Below are 25,450 nucleotides of genomic sequence, written 5' to 3'. Positions count from 1 at the left end.
TTCACCCCTCCTCACTTTCCGCTTTAACTTCTTTCAACATCTCTTGAAGTTCTGTAATTCCTGCAAAACGAATATCACCAATCCAAGAAAGATAGATTTTATGATCCCCTTTGAACATCAGATCTACTTCTAGTCCATCAGCGCGAACAATCCTTGCTAATTCCTTATCCTTTTTGGTGCCACATTGAAAGGTCACTGGTTGCTTAAGGAAAACATAATCACCTTGTTTGAATTCTATTTCACTCATCCCTCAGCTCCCGATTCGCTTGCTTCGACCATTGCCTTGTATCCAGTTTTACTCAGTGTCGACATTGGCGCGACTGAATAACATGCGTATGCTTGGAACATCTTTTCTGTGGGCACCTTAGGCATCAGCACATAACCCTCTGGCACCGCCTGAGCTTTGGCTTTTTCTAGCTCTACAAACAGGCGATCTACAATTTCAGTAAAAGTACAGCCTTCCAAGTTGTTATCTGCACCAAATTTACAAAGCTTGTGAATTGTTCTTAAGCCATGTATTTCGATAGTTTCTGGATTATTCAAATCTGTCATGCTGCCAACTCCTTTCTTGCCAATTTCATGTTGTGCTTTGCGATACGGTCACAATGTTTATTTGATGCATAACGGCTTTCTGTTTTCTTGCTGTGACCTTTGACATGTCGACACTCAAGCTCAATTAGAAAGTCACGGGCATATTCAAAAATATATTCAAGAACATGCTTTACATCTGCACGTGGCTTTTTCTTTTTGGTGATGCATTGGATTACACCAGCGTTATCTAACTGTATTAAAACCTTGTCACCTGAAGCGATGAGTCCAGCACGAATACCAATATTTAAGGCATTAGCAACAGCTTTCATTTCTGCCTCATAACTGTCTTTAATCTTGCCTTGGAATGGCTTTCCACCTGCCAACTTGCCACGGTTAGACACGCACCAAAACCCAAATCCACCTGCACCAGTTTCTGAACAATGAGAGGCATCTGTCATTAAAGTTACGTTCATGCTGCCACCTTTAATTCTTCAATTGCCTTATCAATCTGTTTATTGAATAGGCATACATTTTCTTCCAAGCCTTTAATATCTAAGTCTTTAGCAAGGACACGAATAATAATGATCTGTAGTCCTTCTGGTAGACGTGGGTCATAGCTCACAAAGTCACACCATTCACGACGTGTACAAGCCAACTGACTAGTGATTTGAGGTATGTATTCCTCTGGCACTTGCTTAGTCAGAAGGGTATTCAAATGCGTTGTAGTGTCTGGGCACTTAGCCTCTATTTGACCATCTTCATTTACAAGTCCATCCGGTGAAGCCCCGAACATTTCAATGAAAGGGTGGTCAATTAAGCCTGTGCCAACTACAAAGTTACCCGTTTCATTTTCATAAGCTGCAATTGCATGAGGTTCATTATCAATACCCCATTGCATAGCAGTATTAGTGAAGAACTCTTTCTGAACGCCAGTTAGACGCTCAGCTAGAATGGTTAAGCCCAATGAATTTAAAGCTTTGCCTTTATTAGGCTTTGCATTTAAATCCTTAATTCGGCTTGCTGTAACTTTCCCACAGCGTTCCGAATGCCAATTTTCACTACGCTGGAGAATGTTCATACACTTGTCCTTGTGGTTGATCAGCATGTTGAGCAGCTTCTTTTAATGAAGCGCTATGCTTGGTCCAAAAGTGTTTTTTACAATCACCTTGAGGTAATTCAGCGTAGCCAGTTTGCAAAGCTTCTGTGCCTTCCATCGCTAAGGCGCGCATATTATCTAAATGCTGCTGTTCAAATGCCTCATACCCTTGGGGAACATCTAAACTAACAGTCTTAACTGTAGAAGAATTGCAGTCATCAATACGACGAGCTTCGTCTTCGTCATAAATACCCGAGAATCCAAAGGCAACACGAGCACATTGAATTAAGGCTTTATGGCGCAACATGCGCTTTGGATACTTTTTCCAAGGCTCAGAATTACCCAGACATTCAGATAAATACTCAGTCACAACAGTAGGATGGTTGCGGTCTTTACGGAAAATTTTGCATGTGCATGAGTCGTCGTCTTGTTCAAACTGAATGCCATCACACACAGGATTATCATTAATAATTCGTGCCCAACCATCCACACCAACAACTGGAACAATGCCACCACCTTTTGCAGGGAATGCATAAATTTCTTTGGTGAAAGGGTTTAGCTTGTATTGGTTAGCAACAATTAGGAGGCTTACCAACTGAACATCATTAGCCCCTTTAAACACTGTATCTGTAAGGGTTTTCTTTAATTGTTCAGGATCCACATCAACCATATCGAAAGCCAATGCCACTTTGTGCATTTGGGCTTGAACGATGTTGTTTTGTACAGGTGCATTCATGTTGATTCTCCCAATTAGTATTTGATAGAAATGTTAGGCACTTCGTTTTTCGCAATTAGACGAATTAACTCTTTTGCCATTTCTTCTGTTAATCCCGGCACGCCATACATCATTGCTGACAAAGCTTCATTGTTAATTTTTTTCATGTGAGCGCGGTTTGCTAAACGTGCCTCTTCAGCCTTACGTTCTGCTTCTACTTTTGCAGCTTGTTCAGCCTCAATACGTTTACGTTCTGCTTCGGCTGCATGTTGTGCGCGTAATTCAGCAGCTTCTTTTTCTGCAACTAAACGAGCTTCACGTTCAGCAGCTTCACGTTTTTCACGCTCAGCTTTAGCAATGGCTTCTTGCTTTTCGCGCTCTACACGATCTGCTTCTTCTTTTGCTTTGCGCTCAGCTTCCAGACGAGCTTTTTCAGCAGCTTCATGTGCAATGCGCTCTTCATGTTCGCGTTGTAAGCGCTCTTGTTCAGCTTTGCGGAGGCGTTCAAGTTCAGCAGATTCGGCTTCAAACTTTTCACGATCAACAAGGGCAGAGCGTAGCTTTTCTAAAGTCTCAAGCTTTGCAAGTTTGGCTTCTTGCTCGTACTCCTCGAATGAAGCATCTACTTCAAAACCTTCGAGCTCAAAGATGCGGTTTTTAATTTCAAGAGACTCTTGATAAGGTGTACGCTCATCATGAAGGCTCTTAATTGCACGAATATTTGCTTGATGTTTCTCAACACGGTCTTTCTCTGCCTGTTCCCAAGCATCACGTGGTGCCAAAATCTCATCACGTAAAGAGTCAAACTTCTTAACAATTGCAATTCGATCATCATCAATTAATTTAATTTGAGCTTTTTGCTCGGCTACCAATTCTTTGCCACATTTTTCAATTAGTGTTTTTGACTTACTTACCTTCATTGCAAGCGAGCCAATCGCATCGCGGCCTTTTTTTGTGCTTACATCTGGCACATGTGAACGAACTTCTTGAGCAATATGTTCATATAGTTCATCTGTACCACCACGTTTAGCGAAAGCCGCGACAATTACGTTTTGTTCTAATACTTGTAATTCATTAACTTGTGCGTTCATTAAGCTGCATCCTTCTTTAATTCAATAATCTTTCCTTCTCTTGCCAGTTCTTCTAAATACTCATTCAACTTAAGAATTTGTATAGAAGTTAGGGCAAAGGGCATACCTTCGACTGCATCTACATAGTTGTATTCATCGACATGGGGTCGGCTACTTGAATCGACTGTCATCATCGTGTAATCCACATCTTTCCAGTCTTGATAGTCCAAGCCTTCGCCATATTCAAAAGTGTCGTTTTTCTCAATTCCTTTGACACTTGCTACAATGTAGATGTGCTCAGCGTTATGAACTGATAAAGAGAACTGAACAATGCCATCCTTAACACCTACATTCATCACTTCAAGGCTTGTGAATACCGCAGCATCAAATACAAGGTTCGCTAACATATTCATTAGATAATCCCCCAGTGAACCGCCAAGATGAGGTTGAACATCAAGATGTATAAAAGGGCTATGATCATGATGCACCTCGTATCTTTCTGAGTTGCTCTACTGCCTTTTTAGCGTCGTCTTCTGAGCGATAGGCGCCATACTGCATTCCATAATCACCATGTCTTGCTTTATGGTTCCTGCATGAATATCCTTTCTCTGTTCTGCATGTTATGAACCAATACAAGTCGCCTTCCTTAGGGTCAAAAGGCTTCGGCAGCTCAAGTTCAAGCTTGATGGTTTGGGGTTTGAGGCGGAAATTTATTTTCCGTCCATCAGATGTTTCGCCTTTTAAAATTTCAGGGATTGTCAAAGTTGAGTACTGTGTGGTGTACCAATCGTCACGATCTTCATAGTTATGTTGAACATTGGTAATGTCAGCCAACGCATCCGCACCGCTAATCAAGGCTGGGTCTTTTTTATCAACCAATTTCAAGATGTCTGGTGAACACCAACGGTTGTCACCGTTTACATCAATATGAATTTCATCATGAAGCTGCAATTCGATTACTTTTGCGATAGTGCCTTTTTTGAAAATTATTTCTGCACCACTTCGAGTGTAAAAATCTTCAAGCAGCTCAACTTCGTCACCGATTTTGTAGTTATCCATGAGAGGGCTCCTTAACTGCGTCATACAACTTAATTGCATGGACAATTGCGTATAAACACCAAATGTAGTGGTAGCTGTATTCTGTGAAATCCCATTCCCACCAATCATTTATCTCGACGTTATTTGAGTCGTTATCCCAGTTTCTAATCTCTGCAATAAAGTCATATTCATCAGATTCAGCTAGAGAAATAAGGTTCTCAATCTCTTCAATTGCTTCTTTTTCATCACGGTTATCGCGATCATAATCACCTGAATCAATACCCTTTAAATGCTCATCCAAAAGCTCCAGAAGAATGTCTTTCGCAACATCAGAAGAGAACTCTTTAACCCCACCACGCTTGCAGCCTGCTTCAAGTTTTTCTTCCCAATAGCCTGTGTTGATTTGGTAGCTATCATTTTCATCACGGAAGAAATTGAACATATCTTCAAGTCGTTTGAACACAAATGTTCCCATGTCACCCGAAATCATTAGGTGTCCTGGTCGAGTTGTAATGTTGTAGTAGAAAGAGCCTGAATTAGGGCGTTTTAACGTAATGTCTCTAAACACACCTTGATCAAGGTTAATTGTGAGAACATGGTCTTTAACATCATCTAAAAAGCTTTCAAGGGTAGGTGTTCTCATCACTTCACCCCCTCAACCTGAACTAAAACATGGTCTTGATGCTTTTGGGTTTGATCTGCATCTGCTTTGAAGAAGGCAAAAGCACTGAAAGCTAAAATGACAAATACGCTTGCCATTACTAAGCCTGAGTTAGACTGTCTAATCGCCTGCTTGCGGTTCTGATTCTTGATCAGCTTTGCTATTAATGGTTTTTCTGTCATAATCTTCTCACTCATTGAGTAAAAGCACGCAGGTTTAGTCGGTCTAGCGTGCTTTTTATTAAGGAATGAGTAAAGAATACTTTACATATTATTTGTTGTAAAGAGGTATTTACAAATTATTGTAAATTACACTAAACAATATGCTTTAATAGACAAAAGAAAACCCACGCAGGGTGGGTTATTTGGAGTCTATTGAGATGAATACAGAAAGCAATTACCTGACAATGGCCATCAGCCTGATAGCTATAGCAATGTCACTTCTTGCAATTCAATGTAATCTCCTGATTATTGGAATGTGTTATGGTGCAGCGTTTATACTCATCATCATCTACATAAAATTGAAGATAGATAGAAAGACACGAGACCACAATAGCGATCACGGCTAAGGTTTGAGATATAAATGCGCTTGGATGCCGTTTAATTGAATCAATCAAGAATAAGAAGAAACCAACAGGGTAGGATAATAATTTAGCCACCCAATGGCGATAAGGTTCTCTTATAACTGTATCAATGCCAGTAGCAGGGTTGCTGTCAATTAGACCTGGATCTCCTTTGTACCAAGTCTTAATCTTTTTTATTAATTCTCCAAACATATGTTATTCTCAATTTATCAATTATCTTGTGATATTGGTGAGCGCTAAGGCTAATGCTGCCAACATTAGTCAAATCCAAGACCTTACTAACCTTGGATGGAAAGACCGACTTATCATCGGTCTTTTTTTATTATTTAATTTTCTGCCCAAGCTTTCCTTCTTTTACCAACTGCACGACCTGCTCATTAGTAAGCACCGGAATAAAGACCTTGTCGCCAATATCTTTAGAAAGGATCTTTACTTCTTCGACAGTTAGAGCTAGCGCCTCGTCATTTTTTGCAGCATCATTAATACGAGCAATAATTTGATTTATTGGCAGTTTTGAATTATCCATAAGTCTTCCTGAGATTAATGCGAATAAGGATGTTCTTGTCTATGCTGACTTGGCGGAACAATGTCTGTAATTGCTGTAATACTTTCAACTTCATCCATATTAAAAGAAAGACGCTCACCACCATTTACCGCAATGAGACTTAGTACATCATTGTTTATGCCAATAAACTCTTTAATGGTGCACCTTCCATCCTTTAAACACACCTGAACAAATTCCGTTGGGACAAGGTCTGCATCAGGATCGCATACAACATACCAGCCATTACGAATTGCTGGAAACATTGAGTCTCCTGTTCCCTTTATACCGTAAGCTCTATCACCACCTGTATGCGTTGGAACATAGCCATCACCTGCGTTTCCGTCATATCCCATATCTGTAAAATACCCATCCATCCCCATCTTTGAATAGGCCTTAACAGGAACATATCTTTTTTGAATAGGGAATGGCTTAACTGGGGTTTGAACAAATTTAACAGCATCTTCATTATCTGGAATATTGTACTTCTGCTTAAAAGCTTCAATATCTAGAACTTTTAACTGTGCACTACTGCCATCCAATTGTGTGGCAATCATTTTATTGCTTTGACCAGCAAGCCAATCTTTAGAAACACCTAAAAACTCAGCAGCTTTGACTAAATTTGACCCTTCTAATTCTTGGGTTGGACCATTTACCCATAGTCCGACATTAGCTCTACTCACGCCCGCAAATCTAGCCAACTCAGTATTTTTGAATCTTTTCCCAGTTGTAGATTCATAGTGCTTTATAGCTAAAGACATTCGCTCTTGAAGAGTGCTCATAGTGTAAATCTCATGGCTATTGCCATAAACAAAATGTAAAGAAATCTTAACTTTTCGTTTGTAAAGCTTGCTAAACTTTTCTTGGTAAAGTAGACTTGACAAAGTAAAGTTAAAATTGGAATTAATTATGCGAATTGAGATGAAAACATCTGATGTTTTGGCTCGGTTCAATGCGCCAAAGATCGCAAAACTTTTAAAAATTAGTCGCCAAGCAGTTTATCAATGGGGTGAATTTGTGCCCGAAGCTGCTGCATTTAAGTTGCTCGAACAAGAGCCGTCACTACCAGTTAGGAGAGTTTCATGAGTCTCGAAAAAGAAGATCTTCGAACAAAACATGATCCAGAAATTATGGACAAGCTTCGTGATATTTCCGCCTATTACGGAATGGAGATGAGTAGACAAGCCGCAATCCTCTTTGAAAAAGCCATCGTAGGTGAATGGCACATCGTAAGTTTAGGACTTGAACGCATTAGAAGAAATGAGCGCATGCGGGCAATTGTGGTCGAGGAAGGGATCGATGGGGAAGCAACGGTCAAGTATCCATTGCAAGTAATTCAAGGCAATAAAAAAGCCTGATCTCGTAAATCAGGCTCAATGTTCAATCGGAGCGAACCAAATGAACAAACAAATAGTAGCAGAACTAAGCATCAATGTAAAAGGAGCTAAGTAATGAGTGATTTAACATATAAGAAATGGCAAACACTCGTTACTGAACTGGTGGACAGCCATAAAAACCATAATTGTTCTACTCGCGATCCCATATGGATGGTTCAGGAGAAAACAAAAGTTTTTGGGTTGGATTCGGATTATTCAGATGAGTACAAATGGATTGATGACGATTGTGAATACTCATCTGCTTTAGATCTTTTTAATAATCAGTCATCACATATCAAACATGAGATTAATGGCTTTGCCCTTAAAGATCAGGATGAACTATTTGAAGAACTTTCGGATGATGATCAAGAAGAAGTATTGGATTTGGTTGCTGCAAATCTAAATTACAACTGGAATAAGGTTTACTACAAAGAGGAATGGGTATCTGTTCAGACCTTTCTTACTCGTCATGATGCCGACAGATTTATTGTTCGTCAGGGTCATAACTATGGAGAACTTAGGGTTTATGTTGAATCCCTTTGGCGTTCTCCACAGTTAAATGCAATTGTGCAGGCAATCCTTGCTGGTGAATTAAAACTAGTAAAAGGAGATGCTAATGCATAAATACCTACATCACATTGGCGACTTTATGCGTGATACAGCGCATTTGTCTCCTGTTGAGGAGTGCTTCTATCGTCGTGCCATCGATTGGTACTACGTTAATGAAAAGCCACTACCTTTAGACCTTGATCAAGTTAATCGTTTTTTACGTGCAAAAACTAAAACTGACCGTCTAGCAATTGAGTCTGTGCTTTCGGATTTCTTTGAAAAAACTGCTTCGGGTTTTCAACACTCGCGTTGTGAAATTGAATTAGAAAAATACCGAAGCAAAGCCGAAGCAAATCGCCAAAATGGAAAAACAGGTGGAAGACCTAGAAAAAACAGCGACTTAGAAAACCATGATGGTTTTGATTCGGTTTCCGATGGGTTAATTTCAGAAACCCGCCAAAACCTTAACCATAAACCATTAACCAATAACCATAAACCAGTAACCATTATTAATGGGGCAGATGAATCTGCAATACAAAATCCGAAGCCTAAACGCATCACTAAAAAACAACTTGCTGTTGATGCTTTAGTAAAACTTGGAGTTGACGAGAAGTGTGCAACATCGGTTATTGAAAAACGCAAAGGAGCAGCTTTCTCTGATCTCGCTATTGATGAAATCAAACTACAAGCTGACTTGGTAAACCTAAGTTTTGCTCAAGCACTTGAATTCGCGGCAAGACAAGACTGGGGATCATTCAGAGCGGATTGGTATCAAAACCGAGTTAAGCAACAAGCTCATCAGCCTGCTGCACATCAAACCATTTCCGAACAAGCAAAGTGGGATGATTTCTTAAACGGTGGCTCGAACTTTCGGGATATCACACCAAAAAAGACGTTACTGGTAAGTGAGGTGGGTCATGCGTGAGTTCACCTTTGAAGACGCTATTCGCTTAATCGGGAAAATGCGTGGGTTTTACGGAAAGAAATTCGCTGATCAGTGGGCGGGTGTAGATCCTAAAGATATCGCTGAATCAATGGTTGAGTGCTTTCAAGGATTAACAGCAGAAGATTTCAAACGTGGTGTAACCAAGATGATGAAATCGACTTTCTGCCCGTCAATACCTGAGTTTCGCTCATGGTGTGAGCCTAAAGCATCAGATTGGGTAGATGCACATGAAGCTTGGGCGATTGCTAAGAACTCAATCGAATATGGCACTGGTCGTGAAATGACTGTGGTTTGGACTGAACAAGCAGCTAAAGCATTCGAGAAATGTGCTGACTTGGTTGCTACTGGTGACAAGTTCCAATTGGCAGAAGCTAAGAAGATCTTTGTGTCTATCTACGACCGATTAGTGACTGAAGCTAAAGACCAAGGATTAAAGCCAGTCTACAACGTGAGCTTAGGTTTAGACCCAGACCAACGCATTACAGCTATCAAACAAGCTGAAGTGGCAGGTTTCTTATCAACTCAAGAGACACAGCTCCAACTTGAGCACAAACAAACCAAGGAAGAGCAGCAGGCAGATAACGAGCGATACAAAACGATTGCACAGAAAGCAATTGCGGAGTTACGCGAAAAGCTAAAGATCCAAGCGCCAGTAAACAAGATGGCTGAGGAAATCAAGGAAGTTCAACCTTGGGAACTCAAACCCGACACTGACTATTGGCCTGATCCATTCGACCAGAAAGATGACTTCAAAAGAATGCTAGAAGCTGACGGCTTGAAATTACCAATGGCGTTGAGAGGTGCGGCATGAAACATCCTCTAGATAATCAAACTGTGGATTGGTGTGAAGAATTAAAAAATAAAGGTGGCTTAAATGAGTTGGCTCTTTTCGCAGGCGCTGGTGGCGGAATACTCGGATCGCATCTCTTGGGATGGAACACAGTCTGCGCAGTTGAACGTGACGCCTACGCAAGCCAAGTTCTGGCGCAACGACAAAATGATGGAATTCTCAAACCTTTCCCTATTTGGTCTGACATTACAACTTTTGACGGAAAACCATGGAAAGGAATTATTAACGTTATATCTGGCGGATTCCCGTGCCAAGACATCTCATCTGCTGGTAAAGGGACAGGTATCGAAGGTGAACGTTCCGGGCTCTGGTCAGAAATGGCACGAATTATCGGTGAAGTACGACCTCGATACGTGTTCGTGGAAAACTCACCAATGCTTGTTTCCAGAGGACTTACAAGAGTCGTCAGTGACCTTGCCAAAATGGGGTATGACGCGCAATGGGCACGTTTTTCAGCATCTAACTTTGGAGCGCCCCATATCCGTGACCGAATCTGGATTGTGGGCTACTCCCGCAGCGAGCGACTCCACACGGGGTGGAAAAATAACGGCCAATATGACAGGAATTTCACTAGCCCAGCAAATCAATACCCCCGAACGGTGGCCAACTCCCAAAGCATCGGATGCCAAACGAATGGATTGTGCATCGGAGCGCAACAGAAAAAGCCCTTGTCTGGAAGCAACTGTAAAGATGTGGCCAACACCGAAAGCTTCAGATTGGAACAAGAGAGGGAATGTCAGTCCTCACCCAAGAAACGGTTTGCCTGGTGCGGTAATGAACTTTCCGACACCCACTGCGAGCGATGCAAACAAGTGGAGCAACGAGTCTTTAGCCGAACGCAAAGCCAAAGGCCGGCAGATTCGTCTCAATACAGCAGTTTCGCCAGAGGGTGGCAATGGTGGGCGGTTGAACCCCGATTGGGTCGAGTGGCTGATGGGGTGGCCCATCGGGTGGACAGACTTAAAGCCATTGGAAATGGACAAGTTCCAGTCGTGGCTAAAAGCGCATTCAGAATCTTAGGGGATGCTTAATGAAACCAGAAACACAAAAAGAACCATTGCTATTCGGCTCAATGACTTATTCGCAAATCATGCAATTGAGAGCTGCTTACAACTTAAGGATTAAAGATTCAGAAACACGTCAAGCTAATTCCTTGTACCAAAAACTATTAAGACGCGGTTGGTTGAAACGAATGAAAGAACGCAGCCAAGACGTGACCAGACATGACAAAGACGGGGTGAAGGGATGAATAAATGTGATGAATGCCAAGACACTGGGATTGTATTTATTGGTTGTTGCTCAGGACATCAGTGCGGATGTATGGGGCAGCCTGTAGCGGCTAAAAAATGCAAATGTTGCCATCCTATTGATGAGTCAAAAATGACAAAGGTTGAGCGCTTTATTTTTGAGTATGTTGAGTATTTGGAGCCAAGCCAATGAAACCCACCCAATTTATCAAAGACCACGGTTTAGAGAAGGCGAGAGAGGTTGTTGAGGGTGCGCCTGAATTTGTAACTCATGTGAGACAAACAAATTTTGGAAATTTCATCTATTACAAAATTGAAAATGGTGAATTGCTTGTTTGGATTCCTGTTGTAGATGTGTGGAGCACCTCAACCAATCAAGACTATGAAGTTACAAGTCTATCAGTTCTAAAACGCCTCGTGGAGTCGGTGGATCGTGTCAATCAGCGTGGTTATTCAAAAACTAAAGATCATCTGGTTTATTTGATTTCTTATGGCTCTGAATTTGGGCATGTAAGTAAAACTGAGGTTAGTGAGCTTACAGCAGACCTTAAAAATTACGAATCGATCTACGGAGAAGGGAATGAAAAATAAAAGTGTGATCCTAGCCAAGATTGAAGGCGCTCATCTTAAACATGTGCGCTCATTGCACAAGCCATGGTGCTTTGAGAATGGAGCAAAGCGATTACCGACTAGTTCTTGGTGGGGTTGTTCGGGTTGTTTATCTGGTAGTCGAGGAAGGAAAGGAGCCAGCCATGAGTGAGTTTAAAAGCACAACCAAAGAAGACCCTAAACAAGAAAGTGAGGTTGTATTTACCCAGTGCAACGACTGTGGTTATTCATCTACGAGTAGTGCTGATTGTTGTATTCAGTGCGGAAGCCTTAACACATTTAAAGATGCAGTTAGCTATGAGGAATGGATTCGTGACTATTAAAGAAAACCACATTTCGCCAAACTGCAAAGCTAAGGATGTTTGAGATGGATAAGAAAGTATTACTAGAACAATTCGAAGCTATCGCAATTCAGAACTGCTGGAACATCAATAAGTATCCTGCTGGTTGGGATGGTCATGGTGATGATGAATATGCAGATGAGTTTGTGAATGGAGCTTGGTGGGGTTTCCAGCACCAGCAAGCGAAAGTGGAGGAGTTGCAAAGGCAACTTATTGAACAAGGTCAACGATTCAACGAACAGGCGCAACGTGTCAAAGATTTAGAGTACAAGAATGGAGATCTGCAAAAGCGGGTGGATAAAGCCCTTGATTCTCTCAACAAGAAATTAGAGAAAGTTAAGAAGTATGAACAAGACTCTTTCGATCATGGTGCAGTTATAGGTCTCTCATCTGCATTGCGAACAGTAGAGCAAGTGCTCAAGGGGGAGGCTGAATGACCAATCTAATATTAATTATTGCCATAGCTGCATATATCACAATTGCAGTTGTCCTTTTTATTAAGACATTGGGTGCAGCTCATGATGTCGCTTGGGGCATCCGAGAAAGAATTAAGCCAGTCATATGGTTGTTCATTTTAATGGTTTGGCTTGTGACTCCAGTTGTTTACTTGGTGCAAGGGGTTTGACTATGACCACATTCAAAGAGGCTCAAAGAATTAGATCAAAAAATGTGGCGCGTTCTCGCGTGCCACCTAAGTTTAAGAAGGCTGTGAGCAAGGGCGAGGTAATGCTTTGCAGCCAACTAGACATTATGAAGATTAAGTACGAGCAGGAGTTCCGTTTTAATCCAGATAGACGTTGGAAAGCTGACTTTCGAATAGAAGGTTATCAAATTCTAGTCGAAGTAGAGGGTGGGGCTTTTTGCAATGGTCGCCATACGCGTGGTCAAGGCTACACAGATGACTGTGAGAAGTATTCTACAGCAGCTGCAATGGGATGGACTGTAATTCGTGGTACTACAAATCAAGTGAAAGAAGGTCTAGTGCTCAAGTTGATTGAACTAGCAATGGAAAGGGCGAAGGTGGCGTGATGGATATCTTCTTGGCAGTTGTTTTGTTGCTTTTTCTATTCACAACAAAGGTTGATGGAATCGCAGGGGGAATTATTTACACAGTGATTATCGTCTCTTTTCTTGGCGCAATTACAGCAATAAATATTTACGGTTAGGGGTAAGGGTATGAATGCAGTAGCAGTTGAGAAGTTTGAACGTTTTGAATGGTTGACTCATGGTTTAACTGCGAGTTCACCAAGTATTGAGCCAGTGGTCCGCGGAACAGGAGAGAAGCCATTGAACTATCAAGATCGCTTGGGTGCTATTGCTTCAATGGATACTCAGTTGGCAAAGTCAGTCACAGCACTGATTGTGTTTGAAGGAAAGTCAGAAAGTGACTATGAGTTTGTTCGTCAGCACTTAGCGAATATCATGATTAAGAATGCAACAGTCGATAAGAAGAGAGAGCCTGAACATGTAGCTATGTATCACTTGGCATGGCTTATTGCACGCATGGTATTGGACTTCAGCTTAAATCCAGAACTAGAGGAACATTACACAGCTAAAGGTCGTCTAGCATATGCTGGGCTAAAAACCTATCAGATGAACACTGATTGCTATCGAAAGACATGGAAGCCTTACGAAAACCTTATGACTATGGCGATTGAATCTGCTATCGATGAAGCAGGCAAAGCAATTGAAGCGTATAAAAAAAATACTTACAAAGATATGGAAGCTTAGGTATTCCATTATTTCGGAATCTAAGCTATAGTTTTTCTATACTGGTCGTATTACGGATTTCCGAAGACCAACACTTCAAAGCTCATCACTCGATGGGCTTTTTGCATTTTGGAGGTTACATGCTCCGAATCATCAAGCAAGTATTTTGCATTCACGTTTGGGAGTATGACTCAGACATGTTTAATCAGAAAGAATGCAGAAAGTGTGGAAAGTTTAAATCTTTGTAGCCCCGCCGATTGGTGGGGTTTTCTTTTTTGGAGAATAAGAAAATGCGAATGAGTCGAGTATTGTTGGCAGCAGCTTTGGGAATGGCAGTAGCAAGACCACAGTTTGGAACCTTAAGCGCATTATCTGCCATGGGTGGTGAAACTTCTCCATTTGCATTTAAGCCAAAGCCAAATAAAAGTAAACCCAATAAATTAAGCCAAAAGAAGAAACGTCTTATTGCTCGTCGGCTAAATAAACATAAGTGAGCTGCGTATGGATAGATATGGCATTGGTAAAGAAGGCATTGGTTTGGGGTGAGTATGGACACAATCGAAGCGAAGAAGAATCTCAAGCGCTATGAAGCCGAGATTGATAAATATCAAAACTTATCTCGCGGACTTATGAGCCGTGACGAGATGCTCGTAATTGATAAGAAAATCGCTCAATTAAAGTTATGGGCAAAGAACCTAAGAAACGAATTAAATGCGTGATGCAAAGCGATTGAAGGCTATTCGGTTATTACCTTGCGTTAGATGTGGCTCTAGCCCTTCACAGGCTGCACACAGCAATTCAAGCAAGCATGGTAAGGGGAGAGGAATTAAAGCAAGTGATGAGTTTACAGTTCCGCTTTGCCACTCATGCCACAGTCAATTCGACCAGTTCAAACTAGGCACAAGACAAGAATCAGAAGCTTTGTTTGATAGGTGGTTGGAAAAGACTGAGCTAATGTTGCGCCAACATGTAGAAGAGCCGTTTTGATATAATGGTTATATTGCAAACAACAATGAGCTCATCCGATGCAAGTAGAAACATTTGTACCATTCACGACAGAAGAGTTAGTAAATCAGATTAACACTGGGCTGACTTATATAAGTAATCCATTTGAGTTGAAGGATTATTCTAAATCATATACTCAAAATGCAATCCCTGAAGCTATTGAGCACTTTAAGAAAAACGGTGTTGTGCTAGATGTTTCAGAGGTGGATGGAGAAGTCCTGATAGTTTGTACAAAGAATTAAATCAAGCCACCCTCGGGTGGTTTTTTATTGAGGTGTCAAAATGGTATCAAGATTCACTATTAAGAACCATTGCGACATTTCGCCAGTAACTAACTTCTTGAATGTTAACCATGCTCAAGCTGCTGCTGAAGGAAAGCCTTTAGTAGTAATTATAAAGCCAGACGATAGGAATAGATCTAAGGCGCAAAACAGATTGTATTGGGACTGGTTGACAGAGTGGGCAAAGTTCCAAGGCTCAAACAAGGATTACGAACACCTCTTCTTTAAATACACGTTGCTATCAAGAATCTTCTATCGAGATGGTGTGGGTGATTATCGTAAGACTTTCGACACAGTTAGAGCGTTAAAGGCTGAGAAACACCCATTATATAATCAAGTGCGTGATAGCGTGACTACCCTTACAAGCACAAGAGATGCATCGACTAAACAAATGTCAGAATACCTAAACGACATACATGCATTTTGCTTGAAACAAGGGTGTTATTTGGAAACGCCTGATGACCTTAAATATGCATTGGAATAGTTAAATATCTAAGATATATTGTTTTTTCCTTAATCATAACAATAGGAAAAACAATGTATTTGAAGTTTGAAAATAAACATTTTAATGCAAAGAAAATTACTTGGTATGAAGCAGATCCTGACCGGTCACGTCGTCTTAAAATTATCTTTGATAATGGTCTATCCCAAATCTTAGACTTTGAAAAACAAGATGATCTTAAAGCTTTCCTAGAACAGATAGAGAAAACAAACAGTTAATCTGAATACAAGCCCTCTTCGGAGGGCTTTTTAATGAGGTAAATAAATGGAAGAACAAATCAAAGGCGCAGAACCCTTAAAGAATTTACGCCATGAAGAGTTCTGCCACGAATATTTAAAGACGTTAAGCGCCCAAGAAGCTGGCAAAACAGTAGGTTTCAAAACACGTCAACATGCTTGGGATGTGCTGCAACGTGAGGAAGTAGAAGAGCGAATCGCCTACCTTAATGGGCAACGCTTGAATCGAGTCGATGTTGATGCAGATTATGTGCTTAAGCGTCTTGTTGAAATCGACAAGATGGACGTTTTAGACATTATGGACGAAAAGTTAAATATGAAGCCTTTAGATGAATGGCCTCCTATTTGGCGTCAGTATGTCAACAGTATTGAAAATATGGAAATAACTGATAATGCTGGGTGGATGCGAAAAATCAAATGGCCTGACAAAGTTAAAAACCTTGAACTATTAGGCAAGCATATTGCTGTTGGCGCATTCAAAGACAAAGTTGAACATTCAGGAACTGTTGAAATTCAGTCTGTTTCAGAATTGATGGATGAATTAAGCGAGGGTGATTAATTTTAAGGAGTAGCCATGCTGAAACCTGAGCATAAAGCGAAACTTAAAGACCAATTATGGAGATTAAATAATCTTTACTACATAACGAATAAAGAAGGTAAGCAAGTTAAGTTCAAGATGACACTTGAACAGCTTGAATATTTTGAAAATGAATGGACGAGGAACATCATCCTTAAGGCGCGTCAGTTGGGTTTCACCACTGAGATGTGCATTATCCAGTTAGATGCTGCGTTATTCATGTCTGACAAATGTGCCTTGATTGCTCACACCTTGCATGATGCTAAACGTCTATTCCGTGAAAAGGTTAAGTATGCTTATGACCGGTTACCACATCTAATCAAAGCAGCAAATCCTTTGGAGATCCAAACTAAGGATGAGCTTGTATTCGGCAAAGGTGGATCGATCACAGTATCAACTTCATTCCGTGGTGGAACACTAGACCGTTTACATGTATCTGAGTTCGGTAAGATCTGTGCGAAGTTCCCGGATAAAGCCCGTGAGATTGTTACAGGCGCATTTGAAGCTGTAAGTCTTAAAGGTCGCATCACGTTAGAGAGCACCGCAGAAGGTAAAAGTGGTTACTTTTATGAGTTCTGCCAATTAGCTGAAAAGTTATTTCTACTCAGCAAAAAACTAAGCCCTCTAGATTGGAAATTCTTTTTCTTCTCATGGTGGAAGAATGCTGATTATGAAATTGAGCCTACAGAAGAAATACCACAGCGACTAGTTCAGTACTTTGAAGAACTAGAAGCCAAGCACAAGATTAAAACCACCGCCAATCAAAGAGCTTGGTATCACTCGAAAGAGAAGACTCTTGGCGAGGATATGAAGCGGGAATATCCAAGTATTCCAAGTGAAGCATTTGCTCAGTCGGTTGAAGGTGCTTATTACAAGAACCAATTCAAATTCTTGTATGCCAATAAGCGTATTGGTGCACTGCCTTCTAATGATCATTTACCTGTGATGACCTTCTGGGATTTAGGTGTTTCAGACTCGATGGTTATTTGGTTTGTTCGAAAGCTCTCAGACAATTATTACCAAGTTATCGATTACTACGAAAACTCTGGTGAAGGTATGCGCCATTACTTCAAAGTCTTGAAGGAAAAGGGCTACAAGTACAGCAAGCACTATGCACCACACGATATTAAGAACCGATCAATGATGAACGATGGTAAATCGCGTTTAGACATTGCCAAAGAAGGTTATGTCTTGGATGACGGTGAAAAGTACTCAGTTTCATTTGAGGTTGTGCCAAACATTTTAGTGATGGATGGGATTGAGCAAGTGCGCGAGATTCTGCCGCTATGTGAGTTTGACGAATACATGTGTGCTGAAGGTATTACTCATCTTGAGAACTACCGCAAAGAATGGAACGACAAATTAGGTTGCTGGAAAGATAACCCACTTCATGACATGCATTCACATGGTGCTGATGGTTTCCGTATGTTCGCTGTGGCTATGAGCAAGAAATCTAGGGTGGTTACTCAGACTCCAATTTATGGATTAATGTAGGTGAATTATGACAGTTAGTACTGTTCATCCGGATTATGCAAAGGCGTTGCCGGATTGGGAATTTATGGATTATGCCTTGGGTGGGGAACGTTGCGTAAAAGAGCAAGGTGTTAAGCTTTTACCAAAGTCCCAAGGCATGATGATGGCCGAGGAAGTTGATCCAAATAATAAATATATCTATGAAGCCTTTAAGCAACGTGCTGAGTATCCTGAATGGGTGCGTGATTCTAAAAGAGCAATGATAGGTTTGGTGTCAAAACTAGAGCCAGATATTAATATTGTAGATTCCCGTTTAAAGCCATTAATCGAGCAAGCAACAACGGACGGGTTTGGTTTAAAGCAATTATTCCTGCGAGTTGTTGAAGCGCAGTTATCTTATGCAAGATGTGCTTTGATGCTTGATTTTGATGATAACGGCAAGCCATATATTGCATTGTATTGGGCGAAAGATGGCATTAACTGGAAAGAAAAAACAGTTGCGGGGCGTACTGATTTAACACTTTCTGTATTTAAAGAAGCTCACGATAATTCTGAAGATGAATTTGCTCACAATAAAGAATGTTTTTACCGTGCTCTAGATATTAGTGATGGTAAATATCGCTCTAGATTATTCACTGATGAAAATACCGTTAGTGAAGAAACATATCCGGGCTTAGGTAATAAAACACTATCATTTATCCCTGTTGTCTATGTGGGTAGTATGAATAATACCCCTTCAATTGATGAAATGCCGTTAATGACAATGGCTAAAGCTGCTGTTAAGTATTACCAGCTTAGTGCTGAATATTTTCAAGAGTTGCATTTAACTAGCCATCCTCAACCTTGGGTATCAGGTGTTGATGAAGATAAGCCTTTACGCGTCACAGGCCCTATGGCTGCATGGCAATTACCACAAGGTGTACAATGTGGCTATCTTGAAATCCAAGGGATAGGCATTGAGGCAAAACGTACAGCAATGCGTGACCAGAAGAACGCAGCATTAGAGGCTGGTGCACGAGTAATGGATATTGGTGTTGCGGAGTCAGGTGAGGCGCGTAAAGCTCGTCAAGATGATCAGTACTCAACCTTGTATGGCATGGTTATTACGGCTGCTGAAGCAATTGAGCAAGTCATTAAGTATGGGGCATTGTGGCTAGGTCTAAGTGACAAAGATTACCGTTTCAATGTTAAGCCTGATTTTGGCTCATTAGGGTTTGATGCCAATCTTGCAAAACAACTCTATGAGGCTGTACTGGGCAATAAAATCTCAATGGAAACATATTGGGATTATATTCGCACAGGCAAAATACCAGACATTGAGTATTCTGATGAACTTGAGCGCATTGAAAATGAAATGACTAATAGTCCTATGACTGGATATGTTGCAGGAGTGGCTAATGGTAAACCAGATGTCACAACAAGTACTACTTGATGCCTTAGTCTCACATCAAGCCTACCTTTACCGGTTGTCATCTAGCGAGATTAATAAGCTCTTAGTTCAATTTGATTCTTTATCAGGTGGAATGCTGTCAAAGCTTAGGGATCTGCTAGATGAATTGAGTGATGCCGAAAGATCAGCTTTGATGGCAGGACAATACACAACACCAGCTTTAAAAGAGATTCGGACAGTCCTCCAGTCATGGCAAAGTACAGTTGCTTCTGCGCTTCTTGAGAGCTTCTCTGTAAGCGCTACTGCTTTGGCAGTATACGAAGCAACTTATCAAGCTAAAACCCTCGCTGAGAAGGCAATAGAGCCAACTGGTAAGACATTGCTTAATAAGGCTAAGAAGGCTCCATTAAGTGGCGGCATTTTAATTGATTCTATCTTTGCCAGAATTGCTGATGACACTCGACTTAGAGTTGAGCAAGTCATTCGGGATGGCTTATCAAAAGATCAGACCAACCAACAGATCATTCAGCGAATTAAGGGTAAGAAGGCCCTCAATTATCAGGATGGTTTGCTAGATCAAAGTCGATCACAGATATCTACCATGGTTCGTACTGCGCGAAGCCATGTATCTAATGTGGCTTTGAATGAAACATACACAGCCATAGGTGTTGAGTATGTGAAGTTCATTGCGACACTGGACAGCCGCACTTCTAAAATCTGCATGGGTTATTCGGATAAAGTTTACAAGAAAGATGAGCCACATCCGGTGCCGCCATTACATCCTAATTGCCGATCGATCCTTATTCCTGTCACAGATGAGAAGGGTAAAACCATTGGCAAGCGCCCATTCAACAACAAAGTGAATGGAGAGGGTGAAATCGGTGTTGTTGATTCAAACACGACTTTTAAAAGTTGGTTTGAGAAACAGGATGCAACTTTCCAAAAGCCTTGGCTTGGTCCATCTCGATACAAGCTATTTAAAGAGGGTAAATACTCTCTAGATAAGTTTGTTGATCCATTAACAGGTCAGCCATTCACACTTGCTGAGCTCAAAAAGCTTGATGAAGAAATGTTTAAGAGGTTGGGATTATGAAGCAAGTTACCATGAGTGAGGCGCAATATGTCCTCAGCACAAATCTTATTCTATTGCCGTTTGTTCGAAAGATAATCCCAAGATACATAGCAATTTTTGGTTATAGCTTTGAACGACCCAAAGCATTAACAGCAACTATTTTTTAATCAAACCATAAGCAGCCAATAGGCTGTTTTTTTTGCGAGCATAAAAATGTCAAATGAAAAACAAACAGCAACTGTGGACTTCGGTTCAGCAATTTTTGCGTTAAAGCAAGGTAAGAAAGTTGCACGATTTGGTTGGAATGGTAAAGGCATGTTCTTGGCTTTAGTTAATGGGAGTGATGTTGACTATCATGTTAATTCTCGAATTTTTGGTACTGGTGTTGATGGCAACTCAGAAGAGCAAATGCCAATACTAGATGCTATTTATATGAAGACCGCTGACAACAAGCTAGTTCCATGGCTTGCAAGTCAAACTGATGTTTTAGCCGAAGATTGGCTAATTTTAGAGTAAAGGATTTAAACCTTAGCACCTTCGGGTGCTTTTTTATTGCCTGAAGCAAAGCCAAAGGCTCCAACAATTAAATCCGCAAGGCGGTGTCTCTAGGAGATTTTAGATGTCTGAATTTTTAAAACGCCAATTAATGTCTTTACAAAATCAAGCTGGTGCAGATGGGGGTGAAGGGGGTTCTGGTGGGCAAGGCTCAACACCTATCAACTTTGAAGATCCTGCAATCAAAGCACAGCTAGACCAATATGTTGAACAGCATGTTTCTGGCTTGAAAGCTAAAAACAATGAACTGCTTGGTAAGAACAAAACCTTATCAGATGAATTGACCAATTTTAAAGGACAGTTTGAAGGTCTGGATATAGGTGCCGTAAAGGGTCTATTGCAAAAGGTTGGTCAGGATGAAGAAACGAAATTACTTGCTGAGGGCAAGATTGACGAAGTATTCGGAAAACGAACAGAGCGATTAAAGGCGGAGCATCAAAAGCTTTTTGAATCTGAAAAAGCACGAGCTGATAAAGCAGAAGCTTATGCCAATAAGTTTAAGCAGTCAGTGGTTAAGGGCCAGATTGCACAAGCTTTCAGCGCTGCACAGGGCTTATCTGAAGCAACAGATGACATTACAGCTTTAGCTCTATCTAAGTTCTCTTTAGATGAAAACGGTAATGCAGTCGCAATTGATGCCAATGGTGATGTGATTATCGGTAAAGACGGCAAAACCCCACTTACGCCAAAAGAATGGATTGAAGATATCCGTGAATCGAAACCTTACTTCTTTCCAAAACCGAACGGTGCAGGTGGTCAGGGCGGGAACAATACAGGCAGCAAAAACACAATTAAACGTAGTGAGTTCGATGCAATGAACCCTACTGAAAAAGCTAACTATATCCGCAAAGGCGGTAATGTAATTGATTAATGGAGCTAATAAATGGCTAATACTTTAACGGGCCTAACGGTCACAATTTTTAATGCGCTTGATGTTGTTTCTCGTGAATTAACTGGCTTTATTCCGGCTGTTTCATCTGACATGACTTATAACCGCGCTGCTAAGGGTCAAACTGTAACTTCACCAGTGGCGCCTGCGGCAACCGCATCAGATATTACTCCTGGTGTGACACCTCCAAACGATGGTGATCAAACAATTGGTAAGGTTGATATGACCATTACTAAAGCACGTCGTGTTCCTGTTCGCTGGAATGGTGAAGAAAAGCTTGCGCTAGACAACAATGGTGCTTCATACAACACAATTCTCCGTGACCAGTTTGCTCAAGCAATGCGTACTCTCGCAAATGAAGTGGAAGCAGATGTTGCTGGTTTAGCAGTTGGTGCTTCAAGAGCGGTTGGTGTGGCAGGGACAACCCCTTTTGCTACCAACTTAAAAGACAGTGCTCTTGCATTGAAAGCGCTTCAAGACAATGGTGCTCCAAAGGGTGATTTGCAGTTGGTAATTGACACCACAGCAGGCGCAAACATGCGTACTCTTGGCCAACTAACCAAAGCAAACGAAGCTAATGATGATTCATTACTTCGTCGTGGTGTGTTGTTGGATGTGCATGGTTTTGCTATCCGTGAATCTGCACAAGTGGTGACTCCTGCGTCTGGAACAGGTGCTAGTGCAACCACTAATGCTGCTGGCTATGCAGTAGGTGCGACAACTATCACTCTTGCAAGTGCTGGTACTGGAACAATCGTTTCAGGTGACGTAATCACTTTCGCTGGTGACACCAACCAATATGTGGTTGTTGCTGGTGATACTGATGTATCAAATGGCGGAACTATCACTCTTGCCAAACCGGGCTTGCGTAAAGCAATTCCAGCAGCTGCAACTGCAATCACTGTGGCAGCAACATCTACCCGCAATTTGGCATTTGCTCGATCTGCAATTGCTTTAGCAACTCGTATCCCAGCACTTCCAGAAGGTGGAGACTCTGCCGATGACCGTATGATTGTTACTGATCCAGTAAGTGGCTTATCTTTTGAAATCGCCATTTACCGTCAATACCGTCAAGTGCAATACGAAGTATCACTTGCATGGGGTTGTGCAATGGTAAAACCAGAGCATTCTGTGCTCTTGTTGGGTTAATGAATTGGGGCTTCGGCCCCATTCTTTTTGGAGAGAAAAATGTCTAAGACAGTAAAAATTAAACCTAGCCATGAATCCCAAGGCGAATTTGTAATTATTTCTGTAGAACAATTCAACCCGTCAGAGCATGAGTTGATTGAAGGTGAGTCGCTTCCAGTTGATGACAATGAAGTTCCCAATGATGCGCTTGTCCCTGTAGAGCAATTTGATGAATTGGCTAACAAACTAGTTATCTCAGAAGAACAGCTTTTGACGGCTAAAGAAGAATTAATGGCTTTCAAAAATGATGTGCCAGCTATGCAAGCACGAATTACAGAACTTCAAGGTGATAACACTGCTGTTGGCGCTACAAACGAAAACCAAAATCCATCAACAGAGAATACTGGTGACGCACAGTCAAACGGTTCAAAGGCTGCTGGTAAAAATAGCAAGCAAACAAAAGATCAGGAATAAGTCATGATTGAATACATTACCGTAGCAGATATCGATGCAAAACTTGGTAACGATTGGGCAAGCAGTGATGCTGCAAAAGCACGCGCGGTAATGATTACCAATGTTTGGCTGACCAATCTTAAATTACCAGACACTACTGATAATCAACCTCTACAAGATGCGATTTTATTAGCAGCTGTGGAATTAATACCTGATGCTGTAAATGGAAATCTCTATACAGAAGTTGAAACTGGTGTATTGAGTGAGACAGTGTCGGCTCAAACTGGAACCAGTGTTTCAAACCACTATTCAGCCACTCATAAAACCTATACAGCGAGCGAAAACCTAGCCTTATCCATTCTAAAACCATGGCTAGATAAAGGATTTGGCAATGTAATTTTATTAGTGAAGATCTAATTATGAGAGCGAAAATCCAATCTAAATTAGGTAAGGCATTTAGTACAAAGCTGGCAGATGCTGTAGATTCATTTACCTGTACTCGAAAGATATTAGTTGGCTCTAATCCAGCTACAGGTGTCGATGTGTACGATGAGTTTGCATACAGCGGCAGAGGCGTCCTATTTGGGTCATATTTGAAAGACTTGGTGAAGCCTATAGATTACCGCGCCACAGACTTTAAAGCGGTGCTACTGCAAAATGAAGTGGTCTCAAATGATGGTGATTTGGTAGAACCAGATGTAAATGACATTTGGGTGTTTGAAGGCGGCAACTATCGAGTTATGAGTTATGGTCAGGATCCATCTTCAAGCGTATGGACTGTACAGCTTAGAAAAGTATAAAGCTTTGCTTCACAAAGAATATTTGATATAAGCCTCTTAAACATATGGGGGCTTTATGAAAAGTAAAACTTTAAAAGAAAAAATTAGTGATATTGTTTTCTCAATTTGCGCTGGTGGGGTTATATATTTAATTGTTGGCTATTTAATGAAAACGAACTGGTTAAGCTGTCCTAAACCTTTACCAGATTTGTATGAAATTGTCCGCGATACGCTAACTTTAATGGCTTACTTCTTAGCTCCAGCGATTGCACTTGCTCTATTTACCGATTGGCGACAAGAACATGTAGAAAAGAGTCGTGAACAGCAGGGTGAAGAATTATATAAATTAGTAAAACAAGCAGACAGTGAGTTGCATAAATTGTATATGGAAGCTTCCGATGAAGATAATCACAATGAAACTCAAGCTGAATATATTATTTCGTTGTATAGAGCAGTTCTGGATACTATTTATAAAGTTGAAATGCTATTAGGTGAGTTTGATTTTAATGATGAACAAGCAATTGCTTTTAAGAATCAGGTTAAAGACATTTCTGATTTACAAAGAGAAAGTGTAAGTTATGTTAATTTGATGTATTCGGCAAAGCTCAAGGCCATTAACCCTGAACAATACAATTTTCAATACGAAGATTTAGGTAATGAGGAATTTTCTGAAAAGGAAGAGGAAAAATACTTGGAGTTTTATTCTCAATATGAAGGTGTTTATAGGATCAAACATAAGCTCCTAAAAAGCTTAAAGCCACTGAAAGACTCCATAAAAATCCACGCATGAAGCCCTTAATGGGCTTTTTTAATAGGTGAAATATGGGCTGGACAAGCAAACCTTCTAACTTCATCCAGACAGTTGAAGCTGATCTAACCAAAAGACAAAAAGATATTGTGATTGATGCCCTTGGTGGTGTGGTTCTTCAAAGCCCGGTTGATACAGGCGCGTTTAGAGCTTCACACAGGGTTAGCATTAACCAACCAGATCAAGCCTACAATGAATCCGAAAAGGACAAAGGCGGAGCATCAACAATTAGCAAGGGCACAAGTGCTTTGTCTCGATTAGTTCCTTACTCTATTGTCTATATTCAAACAAATAGCGCATACGGCACAAAGATTGAGTACGGAGGCTTCACGGACAAGCCATCCACACCTAAAACAACAGGCGGCTACTCTAAGCAGGCACGCCAAGGCGTATATGGTCTAACCTTTAATTATATTGCTCAAAAATACGGTGGTTAAAA

Annotated in this window: 45 protein-coding genes; 32 read left to right on the top strand and 13 right to left on the bottom strand. The window is 41.0% G+C overall.

Going from position 1 to position 25,450, the window contains the following annotated elements; all coding sequences use genetic code 11:
- Position 1 precedes the first annotated feature (1 nt).
- From F886_RS00450 to F886_RS00390, 13 genes are all read right to left on the bottom strand, one after another.
- Complete coding sequence (locus F886_RS00450) at positions 2 to 247, bottom strand: 3'-5' exonuclease family protein (protein ID WP_005299272.1); 246 nt, start codon at positions 245 to 247, stop codon at positions 2 to 4.
- Positions 244 to 552 (bottom strand): hypothetical protein, encoded by a 309-nt coding sequence (locus F886_RS00445; protein ID WP_005299268.1) that lies wholly within the window; start codon positions 550 to 552, stop codon positions 244 to 246. Before F886_RS00445 ends, F886_RS00450 begins: the two co-directional genes overlap by 4 nt.
- Positions 549 to 1,004 carry an RNase H family protein gene (locus F886_RS00440; RefSeq protein WP_005299267.1) on the bottom strand — a complete coding sequence of 152 codons (456 nt, stop codon included), beginning with the start codon at positions 1,002 to 1,004 and terminating at the stop codon, positions 549 to 551. Before F886_RS00440 ends, F886_RS00445 begins: the two co-directional genes overlap by 4 nt.
- Positions 1,001 to 1,609: a lambda exonuclease family protein gene (locus F886_RS00435; protein ID WP_005299264.1), complete on the bottom strand. Its 609-nt coding sequence runs from the start codon at positions 1,607 to 1,609 to the stop codon at positions 1,001 to 1,003. Before F886_RS00435 ends, F886_RS00440 begins: the two co-directional genes overlap by 4 nt.
- Complete coding sequence (gene bet, locus F886_RS00430) at positions 1,590 to 2,363, bottom strand: phage recombination protein Bet (protein ID WP_005299262.1); 774 nt, start codon at positions 2,361 to 2,363, stop codon at positions 1,590 to 1,592. The genes F886_RS00435 and bet overlap by 20 nt, the downstream gene beginning before the upstream one ends.
- A 14-nt stretch (positions 2,364 to 2,377) precedes the next feature.
- Entirely contained in the window at positions 2,378 to 3,433 is a 1,056-nt protein-coding gene (locus tag F886_RS00425; RefSeq protein ID WP_005299259.1) for a coiled-coil domain-containing protein, read from the bottom strand.
- Complete coding sequence (locus F886_RS00420; protein ID WP_005299256.1) at positions 3,433 to 3,825, bottom strand: hypothetical protein; 393 nt, start codon at positions 3,823 to 3,825, stop codon at positions 3,433 to 3,435. Before F886_RS00420 ends, F886_RS00425 begins: the two co-directional genes overlap by 1 nt.
- Positions 3,826 to 3,889: 64 nt before the next feature.
- Positions 3,890 to 4,471 (bottom strand): SPOR domain-containing protein, encoded by a 582-nt coding sequence (locus F886_RS00415; RefSeq protein WP_005299252.1) that lies wholly within the window; start codon positions 4,469 to 4,471, stop codon positions 3,890 to 3,892.
- On the bottom strand, positions 4,464 to 5,093 hold the full coding sequence (locus tag F886_RS00410; protein ID WP_005299250.1) for a hypothetical protein: 630 nt from the start codon (positions 5,091 to 5,093) through the stop codon (positions 4,464 to 4,466). The genes F886_RS00415 and F886_RS00410 overlap by 8 nt, the downstream gene beginning before the upstream one ends.
- Positions 5,093 to 5,293, bottom strand: coding sequence for a hypothetical protein (locus F886_RS00405; protein WP_005299247.1), 201 nt, complete (start codon positions 5,291 to 5,293; stop codon positions 5,093 to 5,095). The genes F886_RS00410 and F886_RS00405 overlap by 1 nt, the downstream gene beginning before the upstream one ends.
- 254 nt (positions 5,294 to 5,547) lie before the next feature.
- Positions 5,548 to 5,886 (bottom strand): hypothetical protein, encoded by a 339-nt coding sequence (locus tag F886_RS00400; RefSeq protein ID WP_005299244.1) that lies wholly within the window; start codon positions 5,884 to 5,886, stop codon positions 5,548 to 5,550.
- 130 nt (positions 5,887 to 6,016) lie between these two features.
- Positions 6,017 to 6,220: a hypothetical protein gene (locus tag F886_RS00395; protein WP_005299241.1), complete on the bottom strand. Its 204-nt coding sequence runs from the start codon at positions 6,218 to 6,220 to the stop codon at positions 6,017 to 6,019.
- Positions 6,221 to 6,234: 14 nt separating this feature from the next.
- The gene (locus F886_RS00390) at positions 6,235 to 7,017 is read right to left on the bottom strand and encodes a S24 family peptidase (protein WP_005299238.1); all 783 of its coding nucleotides are present in this window, start codon (positions 7,015 to 7,017) and stop codon (positions 6,235 to 6,237) included.
- A gap of 127 nt (positions 7,018 to 7,144) precedes the next feature.
- Between F886_RS00390 and F886_RS19540 the strand changes: the two genes are divergently transcribed.
- From F886_RS19540 to F886_RS00235, 32 genes are all read left to right on the top strand, one after another.
- Positions 7,145 to 7,321: a Cro/CI family transcriptional regulator gene (locus tag F886_RS19540; RefSeq protein ID WP_005299236.1), complete on the top strand. Its 177-nt coding sequence runs from the start codon at positions 7,145 to 7,147 to the stop codon at positions 7,319 to 7,321.
- Positions 7,318 to 7,593, top strand: coding sequence for a hypothetical protein (locus tag F886_RS00385; protein ID WP_005299230.1), 276 nt, complete (start codon positions 7,318 to 7,320; stop codon positions 7,591 to 7,593). Before F886_RS19540 ends, F886_RS00385 begins: the two co-directional genes overlap by 4 nt.
- Positions 7,594 to 7,686: 93 nt before the next feature.
- Positions 7,687 to 8,235: a hypothetical protein gene (locus F886_RS00380; RefSeq protein WP_005299227.1), complete on the top strand. Its 549-nt coding sequence runs from the start codon at positions 7,687 to 7,689 to the stop codon at positions 8,233 to 8,235.
- Complete coding sequence (locus F886_RS20155; RefSeq protein WP_005299224.1) at positions 8,228 to 9,085, top strand: YdaU family protein; 858 nt, start codon at positions 8,228 to 8,230, stop codon at positions 9,083 to 9,085. Before F886_RS00380 ends, F886_RS20155 begins: the two co-directional genes overlap by 8 nt.
- Complete coding sequence (locus F886_RS00365; RefSeq protein ID WP_005299222.1) at positions 9,078 to 9,917, top strand: hypothetical protein; 840 nt, start codon at positions 9,078 to 9,080, stop codon at positions 9,915 to 9,917. Before F886_RS20155 ends, F886_RS00365 begins: the two co-directional genes overlap by 8 nt.
- A 23-nt stretch (positions 9,918 to 9,940) precedes the next feature.
- On the top strand, positions 9,941 to 10,987 hold the full coding sequence (locus F886_RS00360) for a DNA cytosine methyltransferase (RefSeq protein ID WP_228129961.1): 1,047 nt from the start codon (positions 9,941 to 9,943) through the stop codon (positions 10,985 to 10,987).
- Positions 10,987 to 11,205, top strand: a complete 219-nt coding sequence (locus F886_RS00355) for a hypothetical protein (RefSeq protein ID WP_005299216.1) — start codon at positions 10,987 to 10,989, stop codon at positions 11,203 to 11,205. Before F886_RS00360 ends, F886_RS00355 begins: the two co-directional genes overlap by 1 nt.
- Positions 11,202 to 11,396, top strand: coding sequence for a hypothetical protein (locus F886_RS20175; RefSeq protein WP_005299214.1), 195 nt, complete (start codon positions 11,202 to 11,204; stop codon positions 11,394 to 11,396). Before F886_RS00355 ends, F886_RS20175 begins: the two co-directional genes overlap by 4 nt.
- Positions 11,393 to 11,794, top strand: a complete 402-nt coding sequence (locus F886_RS00350) for a hypothetical protein (RefSeq protein ID WP_005299210.1) — start codon at positions 11,393 to 11,395, stop codon at positions 11,792 to 11,794. The genes F886_RS20175 and F886_RS00350 overlap by 4 nt, the downstream gene beginning before the upstream one ends.
- Positions 11,795 to 11,871: 77 nt before the next feature.
- Entirely contained in the window at positions 11,872 to 12,135 is a 264-nt protein-coding gene (locus F886_RS00340) for a hypothetical protein (RefSeq protein WP_157411677.1), read from the top strand.
- A 44-nt stretch (positions 12,136 to 12,179) separates the two neighbouring features.
- On the top strand, positions 12,180 to 12,590 hold the full coding sequence (locus F886_RS00335; protein WP_005299204.1) for a hypothetical protein: 411 nt from the start codon (positions 12,180 to 12,182) through the stop codon (positions 12,588 to 12,590).
- A complete protein-coding gene (locus F886_RS00330; protein ID WP_005299201.1) occupies positions 12,587 to 12,778 on the top strand; it encodes a hypothetical protein in 192 nt (63 codons plus the stop codon). The genes F886_RS00335 and F886_RS00330 overlap by 4 nt, the downstream gene beginning before the upstream one ends.
- A 2-nt stretch (positions 12,779 to 12,780) precedes the next feature.
- Positions 12,781 to 13,182: a hypothetical protein gene (locus F886_RS00325; protein WP_005299198.1), complete on the top strand. Its 402-nt coding sequence runs from the start codon at positions 12,781 to 12,783 to the stop codon at positions 13,180 to 13,182.
- Between the two features lie 147 nt (positions 13,183 to 13,329).
- Entirely contained in the window at positions 13,330 to 13,884 is a 555-nt protein-coding gene (locus tag F886_RS00320; RefSeq protein WP_005299192.1) for a hypothetical protein, read from the top strand.
- 269 nt (positions 13,885 to 14,153) lie between these two features.
- Positions 14,154 to 14,357, top strand: a complete 204-nt coding sequence (locus tag F886_RS00315) for a hypothetical protein (protein WP_005299189.1) — start codon at positions 14,154 to 14,156, stop codon at positions 14,355 to 14,357.
- A gap of 54 nt (positions 14,358 to 14,411) precedes the next feature.
- Positions 14,412 to 14,582 carry a hypothetical protein gene (locus F886_RS20325; RefSeq protein WP_005299186.1) on the top strand — a complete coding sequence of 57 codons (171 nt, stop codon included), beginning with the start codon at positions 14,412 to 14,414 and terminating at the stop codon, positions 14,580 to 14,582.
- Positions 14,575 to 14,850, top strand: coding sequence for a DUF968 domain-containing protein (locus F886_RS00310; protein WP_034590550.1), 276 nt, complete (start codon positions 14,575 to 14,577; stop codon positions 14,848 to 14,850). Before F886_RS20325 ends, F886_RS00310 begins: the two co-directional genes overlap by 8 nt.
- Before the next feature lie 38 nt (positions 14,851 to 14,888).
- Positions 14,889 to 15,110, top strand: a complete 222-nt coding sequence (locus tag F886_RS00305) for a hypothetical protein (RefSeq protein WP_005299182.1) — start codon at positions 14,889 to 14,891, stop codon at positions 15,108 to 15,110.
- A gap of 40 nt (positions 15,111 to 15,150) precedes the next feature.
- Entirely contained in the window at positions 15,151 to 15,633 is a 483-nt protein-coding gene (locus F886_RS00300) for a NinB/YbcN family protein (RefSeq protein WP_005299180.1), read from the top strand.
- A 53-nt stretch (positions 15,634 to 15,686) separates the two neighbouring features.
- Entirely contained in the window at positions 15,687 to 15,869 is a 183-nt protein-coding gene (locus F886_RS00295; RefSeq protein WP_005299176.1) for a hypothetical protein, read from the top strand.
- 46 nt (positions 15,870 to 15,915) lie between these two features.
- Positions 15,916 to 16,446: a terminase small subunit gene (locus tag F886_RS00290; protein ID WP_005299174.1), complete on the top strand. Its 531-nt coding sequence runs from the start codon at positions 15,916 to 15,918 to the stop codon at positions 16,444 to 16,446.
- Between the two features lie 15 nt (positions 16,447 to 16,461).
- On the top strand, positions 16,462 to 17,958 hold the full coding sequence (locus F886_RS00285; protein WP_005299171.1) for a hypothetical protein: 1,497 nt from the start codon (positions 16,462 to 16,464) through the stop codon (positions 17,956 to 17,958).
- A gap of 7 nt (positions 17,959 to 17,965) precedes the next feature.
- Positions 17,966 to 19,369 (top strand): DUF4055 domain-containing protein, encoded by a 1,404-nt coding sequence (locus F886_RS00280; protein ID WP_005299168.1) that lies wholly within the window; start codon positions 17,966 to 17,968, stop codon positions 19,367 to 19,369.
- Positions 19,335 to 20,420, top strand: coding sequence for a minor capsid protein (locus F886_RS00275; protein ID WP_005299165.1), 1,086 nt, complete (start codon positions 19,335 to 19,337; stop codon positions 20,418 to 20,420). Before F886_RS00280 ends, F886_RS00275 begins: the two co-directional genes overlap by 35 nt.
- A 192-nt stretch (positions 20,421 to 20,612) precedes the next feature.
- Entirely contained in the window at positions 20,613 to 20,915 is a 303-nt protein-coding gene (locus F886_RS00270) for a DUF2829 domain-containing protein (RefSeq protein ID WP_005299158.1), read from the top strand.
- Positions 20,916 to 21,018: 103 nt separating this feature from the next.
- Positions 21,019 to 21,825: a hypothetical protein gene (locus F886_RS00265; protein ID WP_005299154.1), complete on the top strand. Its 807-nt coding sequence runs from the start codon at positions 21,019 to 21,021 to the stop codon at positions 21,823 to 21,825.
- Positions 21,826 to 21,837: 12 nt separating this feature from the next.
- Positions 21,838 to 22,992: a major capsid protein gene (locus F886_RS00260; RefSeq protein WP_005299151.1), complete on the top strand. Its 1,155-nt coding sequence runs from the start codon at positions 21,838 to 21,840 to the stop codon at positions 22,990 to 22,992.
- 39 nt (positions 22,993 to 23,031) lie between these two features.
- Positions 23,032 to 23,445 carry a hypothetical protein gene (locus tag F886_RS00255; protein WP_005299148.1) on the top strand — a complete coding sequence of 138 codons (414 nt, stop codon included), beginning with the start codon at positions 23,032 to 23,034 and terminating at the stop codon, positions 23,443 to 23,445.
- A gap of 3 nt (positions 23,446 to 23,448) precedes the next feature.
- Positions 23,449 to 23,841 carry a hypothetical protein gene (locus F886_RS00250; protein WP_005299145.1) on the top strand — a complete coding sequence of 131 codons (393 nt, stop codon included), beginning with the start codon at positions 23,449 to 23,451 and terminating at the stop codon, positions 23,839 to 23,841.
- A 2-nt stretch (positions 23,842 to 23,843) separates the two neighbouring features.
- Positions 23,844 to 24,224, top strand: a complete 381-nt coding sequence (locus F886_RS00245) for a hypothetical protein (protein WP_005299142.1) — start codon at positions 23,844 to 23,846, stop codon at positions 24,222 to 24,224.
- A 55-nt stretch (positions 24,225 to 24,279) separates the two neighbouring features.
- Positions 24,280 to 24,993, top strand: a complete 714-nt coding sequence (locus F886_RS00240; RefSeq protein ID WP_005299140.1) for a hypothetical protein — start codon at positions 24,280 to 24,282, stop codon at positions 24,991 to 24,993.
- Between the two features lie 32 nt (positions 24,994 to 25,025).
- Positions 25,026 to 25,448 carry a hypothetical protein gene (locus F886_RS00235; RefSeq protein WP_005299137.1) on the top strand — a complete coding sequence of 141 codons (423 nt, stop codon included), beginning with the start codon at positions 25,026 to 25,028 and terminating at the stop codon, positions 25,446 to 25,448.
- The last annotated feature ends 2 nt before the right edge of the window (positions 25,449 to 25,450 follow it).

The organism is Acinetobacter sp. NIPH 542, assembly GCF_000369825.1.
Lineage (GTDB): Bacteria > Pseudomonadota > Gammaproteobacteria > Pseudomonadales > Moraxellaceae > Acinetobacter > Acinetobacter oleivorans.
The sequence above is the reverse complement of the archived record's forward strand: the minus strand, read 5'-3'. Positions and strand labels throughout refer to the sequence as shown.